This is a genomic window from Novosphingobium organovorum (assembly GCF_022832435.1).
GTDB classification, from domain to species: Bacteria; Pseudomonadota; Alphaproteobacteria; order Sphingomonadales; family Sphingomonadaceae; genus Novosphingobium; species Novosphingobium organovorum.
The window spans coordinates 24,029-41,034 of sequence record NZ_JALHLF010000013.1; the positions used below are offsets into that span (position 1 = coordinate 24,029).

General features: G+C 66.4%; 23 protein-coding genes. 14 read left to right on the forward strand and 9 right to left on the reverse strand.

Going from position 1 to position 17,006, the window contains the following annotated elements:
• Position 1 precedes the first annotated feature (1 nt).
• The 9 genes from MTR62_RS05790 to MTR62_RS05830 all read left to right on the forward strand — a co-directional run bounded on the left by MTR62_RS05790 (position 2) and on the right by MTR62_RS05830 (position 5,718).
• The gene (locus MTR62_RS05790) at positions 2–586 is read left to right on the forward strand and encodes a Maf family protein (RefSeq protein WP_244017903.1); all 585 of its coding nucleotides are present in this window, start codon (positions 2–4) and stop codon (positions 584–586) included.
• Positions 583–1,449: a shikimate dehydrogenase gene (gene aroE, locus MTR62_RS05795; protein WP_244017905.1), complete on the forward strand. Its 867-nt coding sequence runs from the start codon at positions 583–585 to the stop codon at positions 1,447–1,449. The genes MTR62_RS05790 and aroE overlap by 4 nt, the downstream gene beginning before the upstream one ends.
• A gap of 20 nt (positions 1,450–1,469) precedes the next feature.
• Complete coding sequence (coaE, locus tag MTR62_RS05800) at positions 1,470–2,066, forward strand: dephospho-CoA kinase (RefSeq protein WP_244017907.1); 597 nt, start codon at positions 1,470–1,472, stop codon at positions 2,064–2,066.
• Between the two features lie 50 nt (positions 2,067–2,116).
• Positions 2,117–2,800: a DNA polymerase III subunit epsilon gene (gene dnaQ / locus MTR62_RS05805; protein WP_244017909.1), complete on the forward strand. Its 684-nt coding sequence runs from the start codon at positions 2,117–2,119 to the stop codon at positions 2,798–2,800.
• A 27-nt stretch (positions 2,801–2,827) separates the two neighbouring features.
• Positions 2,828–3,415, forward strand: a complete 588-nt coding sequence (hpf, locus tag MTR62_RS05810; protein WP_244017911.1) for a ribosome hibernation-promoting factor, HPF/YfiA family — start codon at positions 2,828–2,830, stop codon at positions 3,413–3,415.
• Positions 3,416–3,547: 132 nt separating this feature from the next.
• Positions 3,548–4,009, forward strand: coding sequence for a PTS sugar transporter subunit IIA (locus MTR62_RS05815; protein ID WP_244017913.1), 462 nt, complete (start codon positions 3,548–3,550; stop codon positions 4,007–4,009).
• Complete coding sequence (locus MTR62_RS05820) at positions 3,999–4,517, forward strand: PaaI family thioesterase (RefSeq protein WP_244018013.1); 519 nt, start codon at positions 3,999–4,001, stop codon at positions 4,515–4,517. The genes MTR62_RS05815 and MTR62_RS05820 overlap by 11 nt, the downstream gene beginning before the upstream one ends.
• A 4-nt stretch (positions 4,518–4,521) precedes the next feature.
• Entirely contained in the window at positions 4,522–4,848 is a 327-nt protein-coding gene (locus tag MTR62_RS05825; RefSeq protein ID WP_244017915.1) for a DUF1491 family protein, read from the forward strand.
• 201 nt (positions 4,849–5,049) lie between these two features.
• The gene (locus tag MTR62_RS05830) at positions 5,050–5,718 is read left to right on the forward strand and encodes a cell wall hydrolase (RefSeq protein ID WP_244017917.1); all 669 of its coding nucleotides are present in this window, start codon (positions 5,050–5,052) and stop codon (positions 5,716–5,718) included.
• Between the two features lie 119 nt (positions 5,719–5,837).
• Here MTR62_RS05830 and xth read toward each other — a convergent pair whose 3' ends face one another.
• From xth to MTR62_RS05845, 3 genes are all read right to left on the reverse strand, one after another.
• The gene (gene xth, locus MTR62_RS05835; protein ID WP_244017919.1) at positions 5,838–6,611 is read right to left on the reverse strand and encodes an exodeoxyribonuclease III; all 774 of its coding nucleotides are present in this window, start codon (positions 6,609–6,611) and stop codon (positions 5,838–5,840) included.
• 82 nt (positions 6,612–6,693) lie between these two features.
• A complete protein-coding gene (locus MTR62_RS05840) occupies positions 6,694–7,026 on the reverse strand; it encodes a HesB/IscA family protein (RefSeq protein WP_244017921.1) in 333 nt (110 codons plus the stop codon).
• A gap of 67 nt (positions 7,027–7,093) precedes the next feature.
• The gene (locus MTR62_RS05845; protein ID WP_244017923.1) at positions 7,094–7,519 is read right to left on the reverse strand and encodes a CBS domain-containing protein; all 426 of its coding nucleotides are present in this window, start codon (positions 7,517–7,519) and stop codon (positions 7,094–7,096) included.
• A gap of 321 nt (positions 7,520–7,840) precedes the next feature.
• Between MTR62_RS05845 and MTR62_RS05850 the strand changes: the two genes are divergently transcribed.
• Positions 7,841–8,155 carry a hypothetical protein gene (locus tag MTR62_RS05850; protein WP_244018015.1) on the forward strand — a complete coding sequence of 105 codons (315 nt, stop codon included), beginning with the start codon at positions 7,841–7,843 and terminating at the stop codon, positions 8,153–8,155.
• Between the two features lie 9 nt (positions 8,156–8,164).
• Here the strand turns inward: MTR62_RS05850 and MTR62_RS05855 are convergent, their stop codons facing one another.
• The 5 genes from MTR62_RS05855 to MTR62_RS05875 all read right to left on the reverse strand — a co-directional run bounded on the left by MTR62_RS05855 (position 8,165) and on the right by MTR62_RS05875 (position 11,835).
• Positions 8,165–8,539, reverse strand: a complete 375-nt coding sequence (locus MTR62_RS05855) for a (2Fe-2S) ferredoxin domain-containing protein (protein ID WP_244017925.1) — start codon at positions 8,537–8,539, stop codon at positions 8,165–8,167.
• A gap of 4 nt (positions 8,540–8,543) precedes the next feature.
• Positions 8,544–8,975 (reverse strand): acyl-CoA thioesterase, encoded by a 432-nt coding sequence (locus MTR62_RS05860; protein ID WP_244017927.1) that lies wholly within the window; start codon positions 8,973–8,975, stop codon positions 8,544–8,546.
• Between the two features lie 94 nt (positions 8,976–9,069).
• The gene (locus tag MTR62_RS05865) at positions 9,070–9,525 is read right to left on the reverse strand and encodes a DUF2497 domain-containing protein (protein ID WP_244017929.1); all 456 of its coding nucleotides are present in this window, start codon (positions 9,523–9,525) and stop codon (positions 9,070–9,072) included.
• A 247-nt stretch (positions 9,526–9,772) separates the two neighbouring features.
• A complete protein-coding gene (locus tag MTR62_RS05870) occupies positions 9,773–11,230 on the reverse strand; it encodes a TolC family outer membrane protein (RefSeq protein ID WP_244017931.1) in 1,458 nt (485 codons plus the stop codon).
• Between the two features lie 2 nt (positions 11,231–11,232).
• Complete coding sequence (locus MTR62_RS05875) at positions 11,233–11,835, reverse strand: protein-L-isoaspartate O-methyltransferase family protein (RefSeq protein ID WP_244017933.1); 603 nt, start codon at positions 11,833–11,835, stop codon at positions 11,233–11,235.
• Positions 11,836–12,078: 243 nt separating this feature from the next.
• Between MTR62_RS05875 and MTR62_RS05880 the strand changes: the two genes are divergently transcribed.
• From MTR62_RS05880 to MTR62_RS05890, 3 genes are all read left to right on the forward strand, one after another.
• A complete protein-coding gene (locus MTR62_RS05880; protein WP_244017935.1) occupies positions 12,079–13,602 on the forward strand; it encodes a fumarate hydratase in 1,524 nt (507 codons plus the stop codon).
• A 189-nt stretch (positions 13,603–13,791) separates the two neighbouring features.
• Positions 13,792–15,183, forward strand: a complete 1,392-nt coding sequence (locus tag MTR62_RS05885) for a sensor histidine kinase (RefSeq protein WP_244017937.1) — start codon at positions 13,792–13,794, stop codon at positions 15,181–15,183.
• On the forward strand, positions 15,180–15,932 hold the full coding sequence (locus tag MTR62_RS05890; RefSeq protein WP_268739686.1) for a LytR/AlgR family response regulator transcription factor: 753 nt from the start codon (positions 15,180–15,182) through the stop codon (positions 15,930–15,932). Before MTR62_RS05885 ends, MTR62_RS05890 begins: the two co-directional genes overlap by 4 nt.
• Before the next feature lie 175 nt (positions 15,933–16,107).
• Here the strand turns inward: MTR62_RS05890 and MTR62_RS05895 are convergent, their stop codons facing one another.
• Complete coding sequence (locus tag MTR62_RS05895) at positions 16,108–16,437, reverse strand: UrcA family protein (RefSeq protein ID WP_244017939.1); 330 nt, start codon at positions 16,435–16,437, stop codon at positions 16,108–16,110.
• Between the two features lie 279 nt (positions 16,438–16,716).
• Between MTR62_RS05895 and MTR62_RS05900 the strand changes: the two genes are divergently transcribed.
• Positions 16,717–16,989 carry a hypothetical protein gene (locus MTR62_RS05900; protein ID WP_244017941.1) on the forward strand — a complete coding sequence of 91 codons (273 nt, stop codon included), beginning with the start codon at positions 16,717–16,719 and terminating at the stop codon, positions 16,987–16,989.
• Positions 16,990–17,006: the final 17 nt, after the last annotated feature.

Genomic DNA, 17,006 nt, shown 5'->3' on the forward strand with positions numbered 1-17,006 from the left:
CATGATCGTACTTGCGTCCAAGAGCGCATCGCGCCGCGCCATGCTCGAAGCGGCCGGCATTCCCTTCACCGCGCAGCCCGCCCATGTCGACGAGCGCGCGATCGAAGCCGCGCTGGGGGATAGCGCGGCACCGGACATCGCGCTGACGCTGGCGCGGGAAAAGGCGCTGGCGGTTTCACGTGAAACACCCGGCGCGCTAGTGCTGGGCAGCGATTCGCTGGTGGTCTGCGGGGGCCAGCGCTTCGACAAGCCCGAGGATCGCGAGGCCGCCGCGCGCCACTTGCGCTTCTTTTCGGGCAAGGTGATGGAACTGCACAGCGCCGCGGCGCTTGTTCGCGATGGGGAAGTCCTCTGGGGCGAACCCGCGGTTGCCCGCCTGACCGTCGCGCCGCTCGGCGAGGCGTTCATTGCGGACTATCTCGACGACGAATGGCCCGAAGTGGCTGGCTGCGTCGGGGTGTTCCGCATCGAAGGGCGAGGGGTGCGCCTGTTCGAGGCGATCGAGGGCGACTATTTCACGATTCTGGGCATGCCCCTGCTCAAGGTACAGCAGGCGCTGCGCGCGATGGAGGTTTTGACCCGATGAGCAAGGACGCCGTGCCCTACGCCGAAGTTATCGGCGATCCGATCGCCCAGTCCAAGTCGCCGGTGATCCACCGCTTCTGGCTCGAGAAGCTGGGCCTGGCGGGTCGCTATGACGCGTGCCGGGTCACTGTCGACGGGCTGGCCGACTATCTTGCCGCGCGCCGCACCGATCCGGCCTGGCGCGGCTGCAACGTGACGATGCCGCACAAGCTGGCGGTGATGCCGCTGCTCGACCGGCTCGACCCGCTCGCCGAACAGATCGGCGCGGTGAACACCATCGTGCGCGAGGCCGACGGCACGCTGACCGGGACCAACACCGACGCGCCCGGCTTCCTCGAACCGCTGCGCCCGACGCTCGCCAAGACGCATCTGTGGCGCATGGCGCGTGTACTGGGTACGGGCGGCGCGGCGCGGGCGATCGTCGCCGCGCTGGCGGCCGAGCATTTCACCATCGTGCTCGCCGGGCGCGATCCGGAAAAGGCGCGCGCGCTCCTCGAGGAACTCGACCCCGAGGGGGAACACCACGCCATCGCGCTCGACCATTTCGCCGATGCGACCGATTTCGCCTTTGACGACCGGCAGGGCTGCTTCGATCTCATCGTCAACGCCAGCCCGCTGGGCATGGCGGGCAATCCGCCGCTGGCGTTCGACTTTTCGCACGCCCCGCCCGCCTCGGTGGTCTACGATATCGTCACCAGCCCGCTCGAGACGGCCTTTCTCAAGGAGGCGGCGGACAAGGGCTTTGCCACCGTCGATGGCCTCGCGATGCTGATCGGACAGGCCGACGTGGCGTTTACCCACTTCTTTGGCGCCAGCCCCCCGCGCGGCGAGGATGCCGAACTGCGCGCACGGATTCTGGGCTGAAGCGCAGGGGTATCATGGCCATGGCGCGTTCGATCCAACTGGGCCTCACCGGATCGATCGGGATGGGCAAGTCGACCGTCGCGGCGATGTTCCGGGAGCAGGGCGTGCCGGTGTTCGATGCCGATGCCGCGGTTCACGCGCTGCAGGGCGCGGGCGGCGCGCTGGTGGAGCCGATCGAGGCGGCCTTTCCCGGCACCACCGGCCCTGAGGGGGTGGACCGGGCGAAGCTGGGCGCGGCGGCGTTCGGCGATCCGGACGCGCTCGCGCGGCTCGAGCGAATCGTCCACCCCGCCGTCGCGCGCGAACGCGAGTCGTTTCGCACGCGTGCGCAATCGTGCCCGATACTGGTCTTCGATATACCGCTGCTTTACGAAAAGGGTGGATACGAGGAGATGGATGCGGTCGCGGTGGTCTCGGCTCCGGCGGATGTCCAGCGCGCGCGCGTCCTTGCCCGATCGGGTATGAGCGAGGAGAAATTCGCGCGGATTCTGGCACTTCAGGTACCCGATGCCGAGAAGCGCGCGCGGGCCGATTTCGTGATCGATACCGGCACCGAGCTGGCACGGACACGCGAACAGGTGCGCGCGGTCATCGCCGCGCTCAGTGGTGCAGAATAATCGCCGTGAAGCTCTTGCACGCCGGGCTCACGAGGCAGATATGAGATAAAATGCGAGAGATTGTCTTCGATACCGAAACGACCGGATTTGACCCCAAGAAAGGGGATCGCATGGTTGAAATTGGCTGCGTTGAGATGATCAACCGGGTGGAAACGGGCCAGACCTACCACGCCTATTTCAACCCCGAGCGTTCGATGCCCGCCGAGGCCGAGGCCGTTCACGGCCTGTCCGATGCCTTCCTGGCCGACAAGCCGCTGTTCGGCGCCTGCGCACAGGATTTCCTCGACTTCATCCAGGACAGCCCGATGGTCGCGCACAACGCGGCCTTCGACTTCAACTTCATCAACGCCGAACTGGCGATGATCGGCCTGCCCGAAGTCGGCCGCGAACGCATGGTCGATACCGTCGCGCTGGCCAAGGCCAAGCACCCCGGCTCGAAGCTTTCGCTCGACGCGCTGTGCTCGCGCTACGGGATTGATCGAAGTCATCGTACCAAGCACGGCGCGTTGCTAGACGCCGAATTGTTGGCGCAAGTCTATGTAGAACTTCGTGGCGGCCGCCAGATCGGTCTCGAACTGGTCGCCGAAACAACTGAAATCGTGACGGAAACCAAGGTCCTCGCACGAAGGGATCGCGTTTTCCGTCAGCCGCGTCCCCACGCGGCCACCGAAGAGGAAAAGGCCGCGCACGCGGCGTTTCTCAAGTCGGTCGATACCCCCCTCTGGGGAGCCTGATAACTATAGTAAGAGGAGTATTCGCCCATGGATATCCGTGTCTCCGGTCATCAAGTCGAAACCGGTGAGGCCCTGCAGATCCACGCCAACGAGCGACTCTCGGCGATCAGCGAAAAGTACTTCAGCAGGGCTATTTCCTCGCAGGTGACCTTTGGCCGCGCTCCGGCCGGGGCGTTCCGCTGCGACATCGTGATGCACGCGATGCAGAACCTGGTGCTCAAGGGCACGGGCATTGCGCAGGATGCGCACGTCGCGCTCGATCAGGCCGCGGAAAAGATCGACAAGCAGCTGCGCCGTTACAAGCGTCGTCTCAAGGACCGCTCCGAGCAGGCCGCGCACGCGCTGGCGATGGCCGATGGCATCGTCGCCGAAGAGGCCGCCTACACCATCTTCGAGGAAGCGACCTTCGAACCCGAAGAGGAAATCGAGTTCGAAGCCCCTGTCGTCATTGCCGAAACACGGGTCGATATTCCCGAGGCGACGGTGTCCGACGCGGTCATGATGCTCGACTTGCGCAACACCACCGCGCTGTTCTTCAAAAACGCTGGCACCGGACGCCATAATATGGTTTACCGCCGCGGCGATGGTTCGATCGGGTGGGTCGAACCGGCCTGAAGCCTGCCGCGCAATCGCCTTTCCAGAGCCGTAACCTGGCCGATCGGAAAACGAGCAGCCCCCGAATTTTCGGGGGCTGAACGCGCACAGATAGTATGGAAGAGCGGTCTGACGACCCAACCTGATCTGCCAATGACCAGTCTATTCACCTTGATGCCTGCGGCCGTCGCGGCGATCGATGCCGATGGCAAGGACGCGATCCTCAAGCAGCTCGCCGGGCTTTTCGCCGACGTCTACGAGCTTGATCGCGACAGCGTTCTGGCGAGCATTCTCGAACGCGAACAGCTGGGCAGCACCGGCTTCGGACGCCGGATTGCCATCCCTCACGCGCGGATCGAAGGGCTCAAGCGCCCCGTCGCCGCGTTCATCCGTCTCAATTCGCCGGTCGAGTTCCAGTCGGCCGATGGCCTTCCTGTCGATCTCGTGTTCGGCCTGCTCTCGCCCGCTGCGGCGGGGGCAACGCACCTTCACGCGCTGGCCGCGATCTCGCGCATGATGCGCGATGAACGCATGCACGAAGCGCTGGTCGATGCCCCCGGTGCCGAAGCGCTCTATTCGCTGCTCAGCAACGTTATCGACCGCGATGCCGCCTGAGGGCGCGGCGGCCGACAACACCGCCGACACGACGGGCGCGGCCGGGCACTGGCGGGCGCTTGAAAATCTTTACGCGTCGGCCCCGATCAACACCCTGTTCCAGTCCCGTCTCGAAATCGTCGGGGAGGGCAAGGCGCGTATTCACTTCGAGGTTGCGCCCGAGGTGTTCCACGCCGCCGGCGCGGCGCACGGCACCATCTATTTCAAGATGCTTGACGATGCGGCTTTCTACGCCGCCAACACGCTTGTCACCGATCGCTTTTTACTGACCACGGCGTTCAACCTGCATCTCACCAAGCCGATCACGGGGGGCCGGATCGTGGCTGAAGGGACCTGGATTTCCGGGCGTCGGCGCGTGTTCGTGGCCGAATCCCGGCTGATCGACGCGACGGGCGAGGAAGTCGGGCGCGGCAGCGGCACGTTCATGCGCTCGCGCATCGCGTTGTCGGGGCTGCCTGGCTATGCGCCGTCGGCACCAGTCGGTTACGCGCCCAAGGTGCAGGGCTGAGACGATGGACGCCCGCCTGCCCGCGCATCTCGAAGTCAGCGGCCTGATCCGGCGGGTCGAGGCCGAGGGGGGCTTCGGCATGGTGCTGCACAAGGGGGAGCGCGATGCGGGAACGATTATCGTTGTGCTGACCTGTCGCGGGCAGGACAGCGCCGCCTACGAACGCATGCCGCAGCTCGATGGAACCCGGCACTGGACGCTCTCCAAAGCGCAGGATCCGGTCGATCCTTTCGCCTTTTCCGAATTTCTCGACCGCCGCGCCCGGCAGGACCCGGACGTGTGGATCGTCGAACTGGATGTGGCGAATGGGACACGCTTCCTCGCAACCTGACCCAAGGACGGGTTGACTGGACGGGTGGAGAGGGTAAAGGCCCGCTCGCAATCGCGGACGCGGCCCCGGCGGCATTTCGGCACGCCAGGCTAGCACGCAGACGGGGGATCGTCGGCAGGCCCGAACGAAGGGAAAACGGCTCACGCAGCCATTTCGTTCCAGCCTGTGTCGGACCGGTTCACCGCATTTGACTTGTAGTACATGGCTACGAAGCTTGAGTGGGCGAGCGCGGTTGCGCTGGCCGCCACAGTTGTCACCGCTGTTCTGAGCGCCCAGGGTTCGGGCGCTGCCGCACAGGATCGCACGCCGATCGCGGCGCAGACGGAACCCACCCGCGAACTGGCCGGGGACGCCGCAAAGGGCCCGGTCCGCTTCGTTTCCAACCCGGTCGTGCAGGGCGAGGCTTCCGAGCCGGCGCCTGAGGCTCAGGACGATACGTCCAGCGCGCAAGACGACGCGCAGTCGCTTGACCAGCTGGTCGCGCTGCAGACCCTGCCCAGGAAGCTCGATCGCCAGATGCGCTGCCTGGCTGGCGCGATCTACTTCGAAGCGCGCGGTGAATCGCTCGAAGGCCAGCTTGCCGTTGGCCGCGTGGTCATCAACCGCGCCAACTCCGGGGTCTTCCCGGACAGTTACTGCGGCGTGGTCTACCAGCCTTCGCAGTTCTCCTTCGTGCGCCACGGTCGTATGCCGCGCATTGCCAAGGCTTCGCAGGCCTGGCGCAACGCGGTCGCCATCGCGCGCATCGCCATTGCCGATGGCTGGACCAATCCGGCCCGTGGCGCGCTCTACTTCCACGCCGCGCGCGTCGCGCCGCGCTGGAATCACGATCGGATCGCCCGCGTCGACAACCACGTCTTCTACCGTTGAAGACGGTGACGGGGTTTGGATGATTCAAGGGGGCTCCCCCCCTTGACCCGATACTCTCGAGCGCACCTTTCCCGGCTAATCCAGCCGCGAGAAGGGTGCGCGCGACGGTTCGGGCTACCTCAAGCGCGCAATTCGACCCACACCGGGGCGTGATCGCTGGCCTTTTCGCGCCCGCGATGCGTCTTGTCGACGCCGCAGGACACCAGCCGGTCGGCCAGTTCGGGCGAGAGCAGCGCGTGGTCGATGCGAAAGCCATGGTCGCGCGGCCAGGCGCCCGCCTGGTAGTCCCAGAAGGTCCACACGCCCCCGCGCGGGTTGTGCGTGGCGATCGCGTCGGTCCAGCCATCGCCCAGCAGGCGGAAGTAGGCATCACGCGATTCGGGCTGCATCAGCGCGTCGGCGGCCATCGCGGGCGGCGACCAGATATCGTGGTCGTGCGGGATGACGTTGAAGTCGCCGGTGACGATCGCGGGCACTTCCTCGGCCTTGATCGCGGCCATGCGCGCGCGCAGACGCTTCATCCAGCGCAGTTTGTAGTCGAACTTGGGACCGGGCACCGGGTTGCCGTTGGGCAGGTAGATGCACACCACGCGCACACCGAAGACATCGGCTTCGAGATAGCGCGAATGGTCGTCCTCAGGCTCGCCCTCGAGCCCGCGCTGGACTTCGACGGGCACTTCCCCGTCGGCGAGGATGGCAACGCCATTGAAGCCCTTCTGGCCGTGCCAGATGCCCTTGTATCCCAGCTTCTCGAACTCGGCGATCGGGAAGCCTTCGTCCTGCGACTTGATTTCCTGCAGGCAGGCGACGGCGGGACGGGTCTCCTCGAGCCATTCGAGCAGACGGGGCAGGCGCGCCTTGACGCCGTTGATGTTGAAGGTGGCGATTTTCATGGCGGCCCTTCTCGTCAGGGCTGCCCCTGCCCGTCAAGGCCAAAGCCGCGCGGATATGTGGACGCGCGGCGCGTGGGGAACTTTAGATGCTGAAGCTCGATCCGCAGCCGCAACCGGCGGCCGCCATCGGGTTTTCGACCTTGAACGCCGCGCCGCCCAGCGATTCGACGTAATCGACCACGCAGCCCTGGACCAGATCGAGGCTCACCGTATCGACCACGAGCCGCACGCCGTCGGTCTCAGCCACGCAGTCATCGTCCTGCTGCGCGTCGGCCAGGCCGAACTTGTACTGGAAGCCCGAACAGCCCCCGCCTTCGACCGACAGGCGCAGGATCGCCGGCTTGCCCTGTTTCGCGGCAATGGCCCCCACGCGGGCGGCGGCGGACGGGCTGAGAGTGATCGCTGGCTGTTCCATGCCTCCAATGTAGGCCTGCACGCCCGCGGCGACAAGTTGCCTTGCGCCGCGCGCTGTCCTGCTTTTCTCAGGCCATCTGGATGTAGTCGCGCATTGCGGCCGCTTCGCCTTCGACCTTGTCGATACGGTACTTGACGATGTCGCCGATCGAGACGAACCCGATCATCCGGCCCCGATCGACCACCGGGAGATGGCGGATGCGCCGCTTGGTCATCATCGCCAGCGCGGTCATTGCCGAGGTGGAGGGCTCGACCGTGACCGCCGGGGTGGTCATCACGTCGCGCACGGGCATGGAGAGCACTTCGGCGCCGAATTCCCGCAAGCGGTAGAGCACGTCGCGTTCGGAAAATATCCCTGCGATCCGCTCACCGTCCATCACCGGCAGCGCGCCGATGCGTCGATCAGCCAGCAAGGTGGCGGCTTCCTGCACGCTAGCGGTGACAGGGCAGGTCAGAATATCCTGATGGCCTTCGATAATCCTTTCGATCGTCATCCATTGCTCTCCCGGTTTTGTGGTGGTCGGCCGGACTCGTTGGACCGGCGAAACGAACTGTAACACACCATCGGGTGTCTCACCACTTTCGGATTCGTACGGGGGTGGTGGTTAGGTTGAACGATACTTTCGTGGCGCGAGTGCCGGTCAGCATGTTCGTCAGGAGCATAAGAGGATGAGGATTCAAGGGGTTAACACCCCTTTACCCCCGACTGTCGAGGGTACCGTGCGCGCGCACCGCGGGTGCCAGGCGTCGAGGTGTTTGCAATTTGCCGTCGCGTGCTTGCGCCGCGGCGCGCGATGGCGCACAGCGGGACGATCATGCTGCGCTCATCCCCTCTCGACGATCCGGTGAAGGCCGCGCACGCCTGGGCGCGGTACTTGCGCATCATGCGCTGGATGATGCTGGTCACGGTCGGCCTGGTGGCCACCGCGATCTATCTGCTCTACCGTTCGAACGGGGCGATTTCGGTCCATTTCTACATCGCCGCGGCGCTGGGCATCGGGTTCACGATGCTGCTCGCCTCGGCGCTGATGGGGCTTGCGTTCCTGTCGAGCGGAACCGGCCACGACGAGGCAATCGTCGACCCGCTCGAGGATGACCGCGTGGACGGGGATGACGCAGCACCCCGCTGATCGCGCCGCTTATGCGGGCGGTCTGAGACGGTAGTCCTCTACCGGCTGGCCGCCGATCAGATGCTCCTGGATGATCCGCTCGAGCACCGGCGCGGTGCACGAATGGTACCACACCCCCTCGGGCCAGACGACCGCGATGGGGCCAGCCGCGCAGATGCGCAGGCAATCGGCCTTGGTCCGCGCGACCCCGCCCGCCCCGTCGAGCCCGAGTTGCTTCAGGCGCTTTTTGAGGTAGGACCACGCCGCCTTGCCCGCCTCGGGACGGCAGCATTCGCCCTTCTGCGGCTCGGCGCACAGGAAGATGTGGCGCGTAATGGCCGTGCCGCCCGCCTTGGCGAGCGCGGCGCGGGCCTGCGCCAGTTCGCGGGGATCGGGCTGGGTCATCGAATCAGGCGACCAGCGGGCGCAGCCGCGCCTCGTCGAGCCCTTCGGGCACCGGGACGAGCTGGCGCTCGGCATCCACCGCCACCATCACGCACCGGGCAAAGGCGACGAGGCGGCCTTCCTGGCGCAGCAGGTGGACGAGCGTGAGGCTGGTGCGCCCGAGCCGTTCGATCGCGCTGTGCACCTCCAGCGCAGCGGGATACTGCGCTTCGCCAAGATACTCGATCGCCAGGCTGACGATCATCACATTGGTGTCGCGCAGCAAGTGGCGGATGCCGATCGCGTCGTAGAAGCGCACGCGCGCGTCTTCGAGATAGGCCGCCATGGCGACGTTGTTGATGTGCCGGTTGGGATCGAGATCGGCGAAGCGCGGCGCGATCGGGATACTGTGCGGATAGCGCGTGGGGTCGAGCAGGTCGGGATCGGGCTTGGCCATGGCCCAGAGTTAAAGCATTTTCGGCGCGGGTGGAAACACTTGATAGGGCAAATCACGCGGGGTGTTGTGCGCTCTTCAGGCCCCTGCCCGGTGCTCAGCGCTGCTTGCCGACGATCCTCGCGATTTCGGCGGCGACGAGGCGTTCGACCATCGGCGGCAGATTCTTGTCGAGCCATTCGGCAAGCGCCGGGCGCAGCAGCTCGCGGGTCAGGTCTTCGAGCGAGGTTTCGCCCGAACGCACGATCCGGGGGCGGCTGCCCGGCTCGGACAGCATGGCGAGCGCGGCAAGCGAATCCTGCATCGACTTGCGGCTGGCGTCCTGCAGCAGTGAGGGTTCTTCGTCCTCCGGGGCCGTGCCGTACGACCCTTCGGAGCCAAGCGCCTCGGCTTCGTCGAGTTCGAGGACGCTCTCTTCGTAGCGGCTGGCCGGAGCGCTCTGGCTGTCGTTGCGGCCCTCGTGACGAGGCATCTGGATCTGCACGTCGCGCGCGATCACCTTCTTGATCGACTGGAGAATCTCCTCGACCGATGGTTCACCGCTCTGGCGCATGACGTTGGGACCCCTGAAATTGCCTGCTAACGTTTGTGCCTGCGGGGCGCGGCCGCGTCAACGGGGGAGGCGCGCCGCGTGCACCGTTTCGGATGGATGGCCCTTAGTGCCGGAGCCAAACGTCACCTGAAGGGGGCATTTTGGAACGGCGCCGGCCCGCGCCCCCACCCGGCTTCCCACAACAGTGTACCCTGGTTGGGAGGCCGGGTGGGGGCGCGGGCGGGTGCCGAACTTTTGAGACAGGCCCTCAGGGTTCGGGCTGGTCGGGGATGTTGCCGTCCTGCACCGGGGTATCGACGGTGCGGGTCGCCTGCGCGACCGGGGCGGGATCGTTGTCCCAGTCGAACACCTTGCCGCGCACGCGCTCGTAGTTGACCTGAGGATCGTAGAGCACGCCGCCTTCCAGGTTGAGGTCGCGGGCTTCGGCGCGGCCCATCGCGGAAAGCAGGGCGAAGCCTGCGACATAGGCGTTGCGCTGGGCGGTGACGAGATCGGTCTGCGCGTTGAGCAGTTCCTGCTCGGCGTTGAGGATGTCGAGCACGGTGCGCCGGCCCACCGAATTTTCCGCGCGCACGCCTTCGAGGCTGAGCGTGCTGGCATCGACCGCGACTTGCGAGGACTGGATCAGGTCGAGCGAGGCCTTGTAGGCGGTGAAGGCCGAGCGGACTTGCGCGATCACGTCGCGCTCGGCGCCGATTTCCTGTTCGAGCGCGGCGCCCGCCTGAGCCTGGGCCTGGCGGCGCTGCGCGGCGGGCAGGCCCCCCTGGAACAGCGGCAGCGTGACCGAAACGCCCGCCGCGGCCGAATGAAAGCTGTCGTAACCGTAGTACTGGCGGTTCACCGTGCCCAGATAATCGGTGTAGGAACCGGTGGTGAACAGGCTGACCTTGGGCAGGCGTCCGGCCCCCGCGGCGGCGATGTCGCGGTCGGCGGCCTTCGAGCGCTGGCGCGCGGCGATCAGCGTCGGGTTGGAATCGAGCGCGACGCTGACCGCATCGTCCGCGCTGGCGGGCAGGTCGGGCAGCGGCGGGGGGGCGACGAGATTCTCGGGCGGCTTGCCGACGAGGCGGATGTAGGTTTCGCGCGCGGCGGCAAGGTCGGCCTCGACGCTGCGTTCGCTCGACCGGGCGACGGCGAGGCGCGACTGCGACTGCGCCACGTCGGTGCGCGTCACGTCGCCGATCTCGAAGCGGTCGGTGGTGGCCTGCAGGTTGGTTTCCAGCACGCTCACGTTCTTGCGGTTGAGGCCGACCAGCGCCTCGCCCCGGATCACGTCCATGTAGGCCGAGACGACCGAGGTGAACAGACTGCTCTCGGTGCCGCGCAAGTCCGCCTGGCCTGCCTCGACGCGGATCTTGGCCGCCGCGACGCGGTTGCGCACCGCGCCGCCCGAATAGACCGGCATCGTCAGGTCGACCCCGGCGTTGAAGGTGCGCGAGGGGCCGACCGCCGAATAGAGGCTGTTGTCGAGCGACTTTTGCGCGGTGGCATCGGCGCTTGCGCTGGGCAGGCCCGCGGCGCGCGCGATGGGGACGTTTTCGTCCACGCCGCGCTGGGTGGCTCGTGCGGCTTCGAGCGTGGGGTTGGTCGAGTAGGCCTGGACGAGAGCTTCGCGCAACGTATCGGCCCGCGCCGGCAGCGCGCCGGCGAGGCTCAGCAGTGTCGCACCTGTCATCATCCCGGCACGCCGCGCGAGCCGGGACACGGTTAGAAGCTCCAGCGCTTGGGAGCGGCGAATTCGGGAACGGCGGGAATGCCCATTTCGCTGACGGGCAAGAGCGCGACCTGGTCGGCGATCTTGCAGCCCACCGCGAGGCGCGAGACGCCGCGCACGATCTCGCCGGTGACGATGCGGCCACCCTCTTCGAGCCGCGCGACGAGCGCTGCGGGCAGTTCCTCGGCGGCGCCGTCGACCAGGATCAGGTCGTAGCCGCCCTTCCCTTCCGTCAGCGCCTCGGCCGGGGTGATCGCGTCGAACGAGGCGACCAGCGTGCGCAGCAGCGCGGCGAAGTAGCCGTTGGGCTCACCCACCAGCAGGATCGCCTTGGCCTGGCTCGGATCGGCTTCGGTCAGCGCGGCGCCGTAGAACAGCGGCGCGGCGAGGAAGCGGCCCTCGCCCAGCGGCACGGCGCGGTCGATGTAGGCGGCGGCCTTCAGCTCGGCCGGAACGTAGTCTTCGCGCGCGACACTGGCCATCGCGGTGAGCACCCAGGGCTCGTTGATGGCGCTGGTGCGCAGCTGGCTGACGATCATGGCGCGGCGCGCCTCGTTGAAGGTCGTGGGTGCGGACCGGTCTTCGGTCAGGGTCATCTTGTGCATTCCCTCAAGCAAGCGCGGCTCTCGGGCCTGATGGTCCCAGGCAGGATGGCGCGCGGAAAATTCGGCATTCGTAGAGCGGCCTTCTAGGCCAAGGCTCGTTTCAGGCCAAGTGCTTTGAACGGCACTGGTCGATCCCTCTTGACGCTTTGACGATAGGGGGTCTGCGGCCTATGGGAACTGCCAAAATGACAAGAGGTCCCGTGTCGGGGCCCCATTACAGGAGCGTTTGATCCCATGGCCGAAATGGTGACTATCCGCGAAGACGACCTGATCGATAGTGTCGCCGACGCTCTCCAGTACATCAGTTACTTCCACCCGATGGACTATATCCGCGCGCTGGGCGAGGCCTACGAGGCCGAACAGGGCCCCGCCGCGAAGGACGCGATCGCGCAGATTCTCACCAACAGCCGCATGTGCGCCGAAGGCCACCGTCCGATCTGCCAGGACACCGGCATCGTCAACGTGTTCATCGAATGGGGCCAGAACTGCCGCCTGGAATCGGACCGTTCGCTGCAGGAAGTGGTCGATGAGGGCGTGCGCCGCGCCTATGGCAACGCCGAGAACAAGCTGCGCGCCTCGGTTCTCGCCGATCCCGCCTTCACCCGCCGCAACACCAAGGACAACACGCCTTCGGTGCTGTCGGTGACGATGGTGCCCGGCTCGAAGGTTTCGGTCGACGTTGCGGCCAAGGGCGGCGGCTCGGAAGCCAAGTCGAAGTTCAAGATGATGAACCCCAGCGACAACATCGTCGACTGGGTGCTCGAGATGCTGCCCCAGATGGGCGCGGGCTGGTGCCCGCCGGGGATGCTGGGTATCGGCATCGGCGGCACCGCCGAGCACTGCGTCAAGCTTGCCAAGCAGAGCCTGATGGAGCCGATCGACATGGGCCAGCTCAAGGCGCGCGGGCCGCAGAACGACATCGAGGCGCTGCGCATCGAGATCTTCGACAAGGTCAACGCGATGGGCATCGGCGCGCAGGGCCTGGGCGGCCTTGCCACCATCCTCGACGTCAAGATCCTCGACTGGCCGTGCCACGCGGCGAACAAGCCGGTGGCCATGATCCCCAACTGCGCCGCGACCCGCCACGCGCACTTCACGCTTGACGGCTCGGGCCCCAAGTACCTTGAAAAGCCCAACCTGGCCGAATGGCCCCAGGTCGAATGGAAGCCGAGCAAGGAGGCCATCCGCGTCGACCTCGACACGCTCACCCCCGAGGACGTGAAGGGCTGGAAGCAGGGCGATCGCCTGCTGCTCAACGGCAAGATGCTGACCGGGCGCGACGCCGCGCACAAGCGCATCCAGGACATGCTGGCCAAGGGCGAGGAACTGCCGGTCGAATTCAAGAACCGCGTGATCTACTACGTCGGCCCGGTCGATCCGGTGCGCGACGAGATCGTCGGCCCGGCCGGGCCCACCACCGCGACGCGCATGGACAAGTTCATGGACATGATGCTCGAACAGGGCCTGCTGGCCTGCGTGGGCAAGGCCGAGCGCGGCCCGGCGGCGACCGAATCGATCGCCAAGCACAAGTCGGCCTACCTCATGGCGGTGGGCGGCGCGGCCTATCTCGTCGCGCGCGCGATCAAGGAATCGAAGGTCGTCGGTTTTGAGGACCTGGGCATGGAAGCGATCTACGAATTCACCGTCGAGGACATGCCGGTGACCGTCGCGGTCGATTCCGAGGGCCACAACGTCCACCAGCTCGCCCCGCTGGTGTGGAAGGAAAAGATCGCCCGGGAACACCTGCTGGCCGACTGATCGGCGGACCGCGGTCCATAAGATAAGGAACGGGCGGGCGGCGCAGGCCGCGCCGCCCGTTTCTGCGAGCAAGAGAGAGGATCGCGCGGGATAGGGCTTGCTCGCCCCCCTGCCCGCTCGACAAAAAGCCCTTGCTCCTCGACCGGCGCGCTGGCCTGATCGGTTCAAGACGCGGTAAGGCGGGGGTTCATGGCTGACGTATCCGAAAATCCGCGTGTTCCGGCGCGCATGGTGCTGCTTTCGCTGGCGGCGCTGTGGGCGTGCTATTTCATCCTTGCAACCTTGCGCGGCGCGTTCATGGGGCTCGACTTCGTCTGGCCGATCATCTCGCGCCGGCTGACGATCTGCCTGCTTTCGGCGATGGTCATGGCCGCGGTCTGGCCGCTGCTCCAGATGCTCGACCGCAAGTCGAACGGGATGCGCCTGCTGATCGTGCTGGTTGGCGCCCTGCCGCTCGCGCTGCTGCTCAGCGTCATCAACGCGGTGGTCTTTGCCGACATCGAAATGGCGATGAAGGTGGCCGAGAAGGAAGGCATGACCGAAGTCGATCCGGGGCAGGTGCGCATCATGCAGGACGAGGCGGGCAATATCCTGGTCGACCTGCCCAAGCCCCCTCCCCCGCCCAGCGCGCCCGCCGCTGCGGCAACGCCGCAGGGCGAGGCTTCGGCGGTTGCCTCCTCGCCGGTCTCCCCGGACGCGGTGGCCGAACCTGTCGCGCCGGCCGCGCCCGATACGCCCGCGGTGCAGGCGAGCGAACCGACGGGGCACGGCATCACCATCCGCGCCAACGGTCGCAAGGCGCAGGAAGGCCTGTTCGCCGAATGGGCGGCGATGACCGACACCACGTTCGGGCGCTATTTCCTGGTGCTGGCCTGGGCGGCGCTCTACTTCGCGCTGGCCAAGGCCGAGGAAGCGCGCGCGGCCGAACGGCGCGAGGGCGAATACCGCCGCGCGGCGGAAGCCGCCGAGCTGCGTTCGCTGCGCTACCAGGTCAACCCGCACTTCCTGTTCAACACGCTCAATTCGCTCTCCGCGCTGGTGATGACCGGGCGCCAGGACGATGCCGAGACGATGATCCAGACGCTTTCCACCTTTTACCGCCACACGCTGGCGGGCGATCCGACCGGCGACATGACGCTGACCGACGAGATCGAGATGCAGAAGCTCTACCTCGCGATCGAGGCGGTGCGTTTCCCGAATCGATTACAGACCAGAATCGATGTTGACGAAACCGCCGCCGATGCGATGGTGCCCGGAATGATCCTTCAGCCGCTGGTGGAGAACTCGGTGAAGTACGCGGTCGCGGCCACGCAGCGACCCGTCACCATCGCGATTCGCGCCCGCGCCGAAGGCAACCGGCTGGTCCTCACCGTCTGCGACGATGGACCGGGCGTCAAACCGAGCAAGGCCGAGGGGTGCGGCATCGGCCTTGCCAACGTGCGCGATCGCTTGCGGGCCCGCTATGGTTCGCAGGCCGATCTGTCGTTCGGGACGCAGGAAGGGGGCGGCCATGCGACCGTGCTCAACCTGCCGCTCGAGACGAAGGCACTCTCCCGCGGGCCGCTGGAGTTCGAACGTTGACGGACGCTTTTGCGCCAAATGCTAATCCGGGGCCGCTGCGCACGCTGATCGTCGATGACGAGCCGCTGGCGGTCGAGCGTATGCAGGTGATCTGCGCAAGGATCGGTTCGCTCGCGGTGGTGGGCACGGCAAGCGATGGCGAGCAGGCGCTGCGGCTCAGCGAGGCGCTGGCCCCCGACCTGCTGCTGCTCGACCTGACCATGCCCGAGACCGACGGGCTCACCGTCGCGCGCCGGATCGCCACCCGCGCCAATCCCCCGGCGGTGATCTTCGTTACCGCGCACGACGAATTCGCGGTCGAGGCGTTCGATCTGGACGCGGTGGACTATGTGCTCAAGCCGGTCGCGCCCGAGCGGCTCAAACGCGCGGTCGCGCGCGTCGTCGCGCGGCGTGGCGAACGCAGCCAGCCCAAGAGCGATTGGCTCGAGGAATTCTGGGTTCCGCACCGCTCCGAGCTGGTGCGCGTGCCCGCCGAGGACGTGCGCCAGATCGACGCCGAGCGGGACTACGTGCGCCTCCATGTGGGCGAACAGAGCTACCTCCTGCTCCAGACGATCACCAGCCTGCAGGAGCGGCTCGACCCTGAACGTTTCATCCGTATCCATCGCAGCCACATCCTGCGCCGCGACAACGTGACCGGGCTCAAGCACGAAGGCTTGGGCGTGTGGTCGGTCGAGACCGGCGACGGTGAAAGCCTGCGCATCGGGCGCACCTATCTGCCTGCGGTCAAGAAGATGGCCGGGCGCTGACACCAGCGCCGCCGCTGGCCCTCGCGCATCGCGTGGGCGCCATTTATGAATTTGCGCCCTGATCCCTTGAATCCTCTCTTCTCTCCACGCGGAAAAGGGCGGCCCGCGCGAGGCGGGCCGCCAGGGATTTTTCCGGGTCGTTTCTTCTTTTGGGACCTCGAAAACGGGGTGGTGATCAACCGCCGAAGCGGGCGTATTCAGTCTGATCCCGAGTGGCTGCGGCGATCTGGTCCTCGACCTTGCCGGTGGCCTGGCGAAAGCAGCTGCGCGCGGACGGTGCGGGCAGGCGCGTGCCGGTGGTGGGGCTGTCCATGTCGCAGGCGCGGCGCGCGGCCTTGACGAGGCGCTTGTGCAGAATGTCCTGGCCTTCCTGCGTGCCGAGGTCGAGATCGGTGTAGTACACCGTGACGTCCTTGGCGGCGGCGGGGGTCGAGGTGGCGGCGAGCCCAGCCATGGCGGCGGGTCCGATCAGCGCGGCGGCGAAAAAAGCGGTCTTCGTGAACATCGTGTTTCCTCCTTGGTGAGCAGGTTCGCGATGTCTGCGGCGACCGGCTCGATGGGTTTGTTGTGCCGCGAGGAGGACGTGTGTTCACGCCGGTATCTATCATGGCCCATCGGACTTCGACCAAGAGTGAGGCGGGCGGACGAACGACATTTGTAGTCGACGAACGACACCGGATAAAAACCGCAGAATAGTGGGGTTTCCAAGGGCAATGCCGCGAATCGTCAGGCGGGTGATTCGCAAGGCTGGCGCTGCGGCTGCGAAGGCGGTACGCTCGCCCTCGTGTCGCTTGGATTGATCGTCGTCTTTTGCCTGGGGGTGGCCAATTTTGCCGCGCACAAGGCCGTGCTCGAAAGCGGTCATCCGATGCTCGCGCAAGTGCCCTGGCTGCTCAAGCCGCTGGGGGGGCGCATCAGCCTCATCGTCGAATTCGCCATGCTGCTCGGCTCGATGATCATGGTCGCCTCGGGGTCGGAGGGATGGGCCCTGCTCTACCTGCTCTATTCCTCGGCCAACACGCTGGCGGCCTGGATGATCTTTTCGGATCGTTTCTGACGGGAACCTGCGCGCCG

What these genes read in the sequence shown, in the direction of transcription:
- MTR62_RS05815 (WP_244017913.1), top strand. Translation starts at nt 3,548, where the DNA reads ATGACCAGTCTATTCACCTTGATGCCTGCGGCCGTCGCGGCGATCGAT.
- aroE (WP_244017905.1), top strand. Translation starts at nt 583, where the DNA reads ATGAGCAAGGACGCCGTGCCCTACGCCGAAGTTATCGGCGATCCGATC.
- xth (WP_244017919.1), bottom strand. Translation starts at nt 6,611, where the DNA reads ATGAAAATCGCCACCTTCAACATCAACGGCGTCAAGGCGCGCCTGCCC.
- MTR62_RS05860 (WP_244017927.1), bottom strand. Translation starts at nt 8,975, where the DNA reads ATGGCCAAGCCCGATCCCGACCTGCTCGACCCCACGCGCTATCCGCAC.
- hpf (WP_244017911.1), top strand. Translation starts at nt 2,828, where the DNA reads ATGGATATCCGTGTCTCCGGTCATCAAGTCGAAACCGGTGAGGCCCTG.
- MTR62_RS05880 (WP_244017935.1), top strand. Translation starts at nt 12,079, where the DNA reads ATGGCCGAAATGGTGACTATCCGCGAAGACGACCTGATCGATAGTGTC.
- MTR62_RS05865 (WP_244017929.1), bottom strand. Translation starts at nt 9,525, where the DNA reads ATGCGCCAGAGCGGTGAACCATCGGTCGAGGAGATTCTCCAGTCGATC.
- MTR62_RS05840 (WP_244017921.1), bottom strand. Translation starts at nt 7,026, where the DNA reads ATGGAACAGCCAGCGATCACTCTCAGCCCGTCCGCCGCCGCCCGCGTG.
- MTR62_RS05885 (WP_244017937.1), top strand. Translation starts at nt 13,792, where the DNA reads ATGGCTGACGTATCCGAAAATCCGCGTGTTCCGGCGCGCATGGTGCTG.
- MTR62_RS05875 (WP_244017933.1), bottom strand. Translation starts at nt 11,835, where the DNA reads ATGACCCTGACCGAAGACCGGTCCGCACCCACGACCTTCAACGAGGCG.
- dnaQ (WP_244017909.1), top strand. Translation starts at nt 2,117, where the DNA reads ATGCGAGAGATTGTCTTCGATACCGAAACGACCGGATTTGACCCCAAG.
- coaE (WP_244017907.1), top strand. Translation starts at nt 1,470, where the DNA reads ATGGCGCGTTCGATCCAACTGGGCCTCACCGGATCGATCGGGATGGGC.
- MTR62_RS05855 (WP_244017925.1), bottom strand. Translation starts at nt 8,539, where the DNA reads ATGACCCAGCCCGATCCCCGCGAACTGGCGCAGGCCCGCGCCGCGCTC.
- MTR62_RS05790 (WP_244017903.1), top strand. Translation starts at nt 2, where the DNA reads ATGATCGTACTTGCGTCCAAGAGCGCATCGCGCCGCGCCATGCTCGAA.
- MTR62_RS05845 (WP_244017923.1), bottom strand. Translation starts at nt 7,519, where the DNA reads ATGACGATCGAAAGGATTATCGAAGGCCATCAGGATATTCTGACCTGC.
- MTR62_RS05895 (WP_244017939.1), bottom strand. Translation starts at nt 16,437, where the DNA reads ATGTTCACGAAGACCGCTTTTTTCGCCGCCGCGCTGATCGGACCCGCC.
- MTR62_RS05830 (WP_244017917.1), top strand. Translation starts at nt 5,050, where the DNA reads ATGGCTACGAAGCTTGAGTGGGCGAGCGCGGTTGCGCTGGCCGCCACA.
- MTR62_RS05825 (WP_244017915.1), top strand. Translation starts at nt 4,522, where the DNA reads ATGGACGCCCGCCTGCCCGCGCATCTCGAAGTCAGCGGCCTGATCCGG.
- MTR62_RS05820 (WP_244018013.1), top strand. Translation starts at nt 3,999, where the DNA reads ATGCCGCCTGAGGGCGCGGCGGCCGACAACACCGCCGACACGACGGGC.
- MTR62_RS05850 (WP_244018015.1), top strand. Translation starts at nt 7,841, where the DNA reads ATGCTGCGCTCATCCCCTCTCGACGATCCGGTGAAGGCCGCGCACGCC.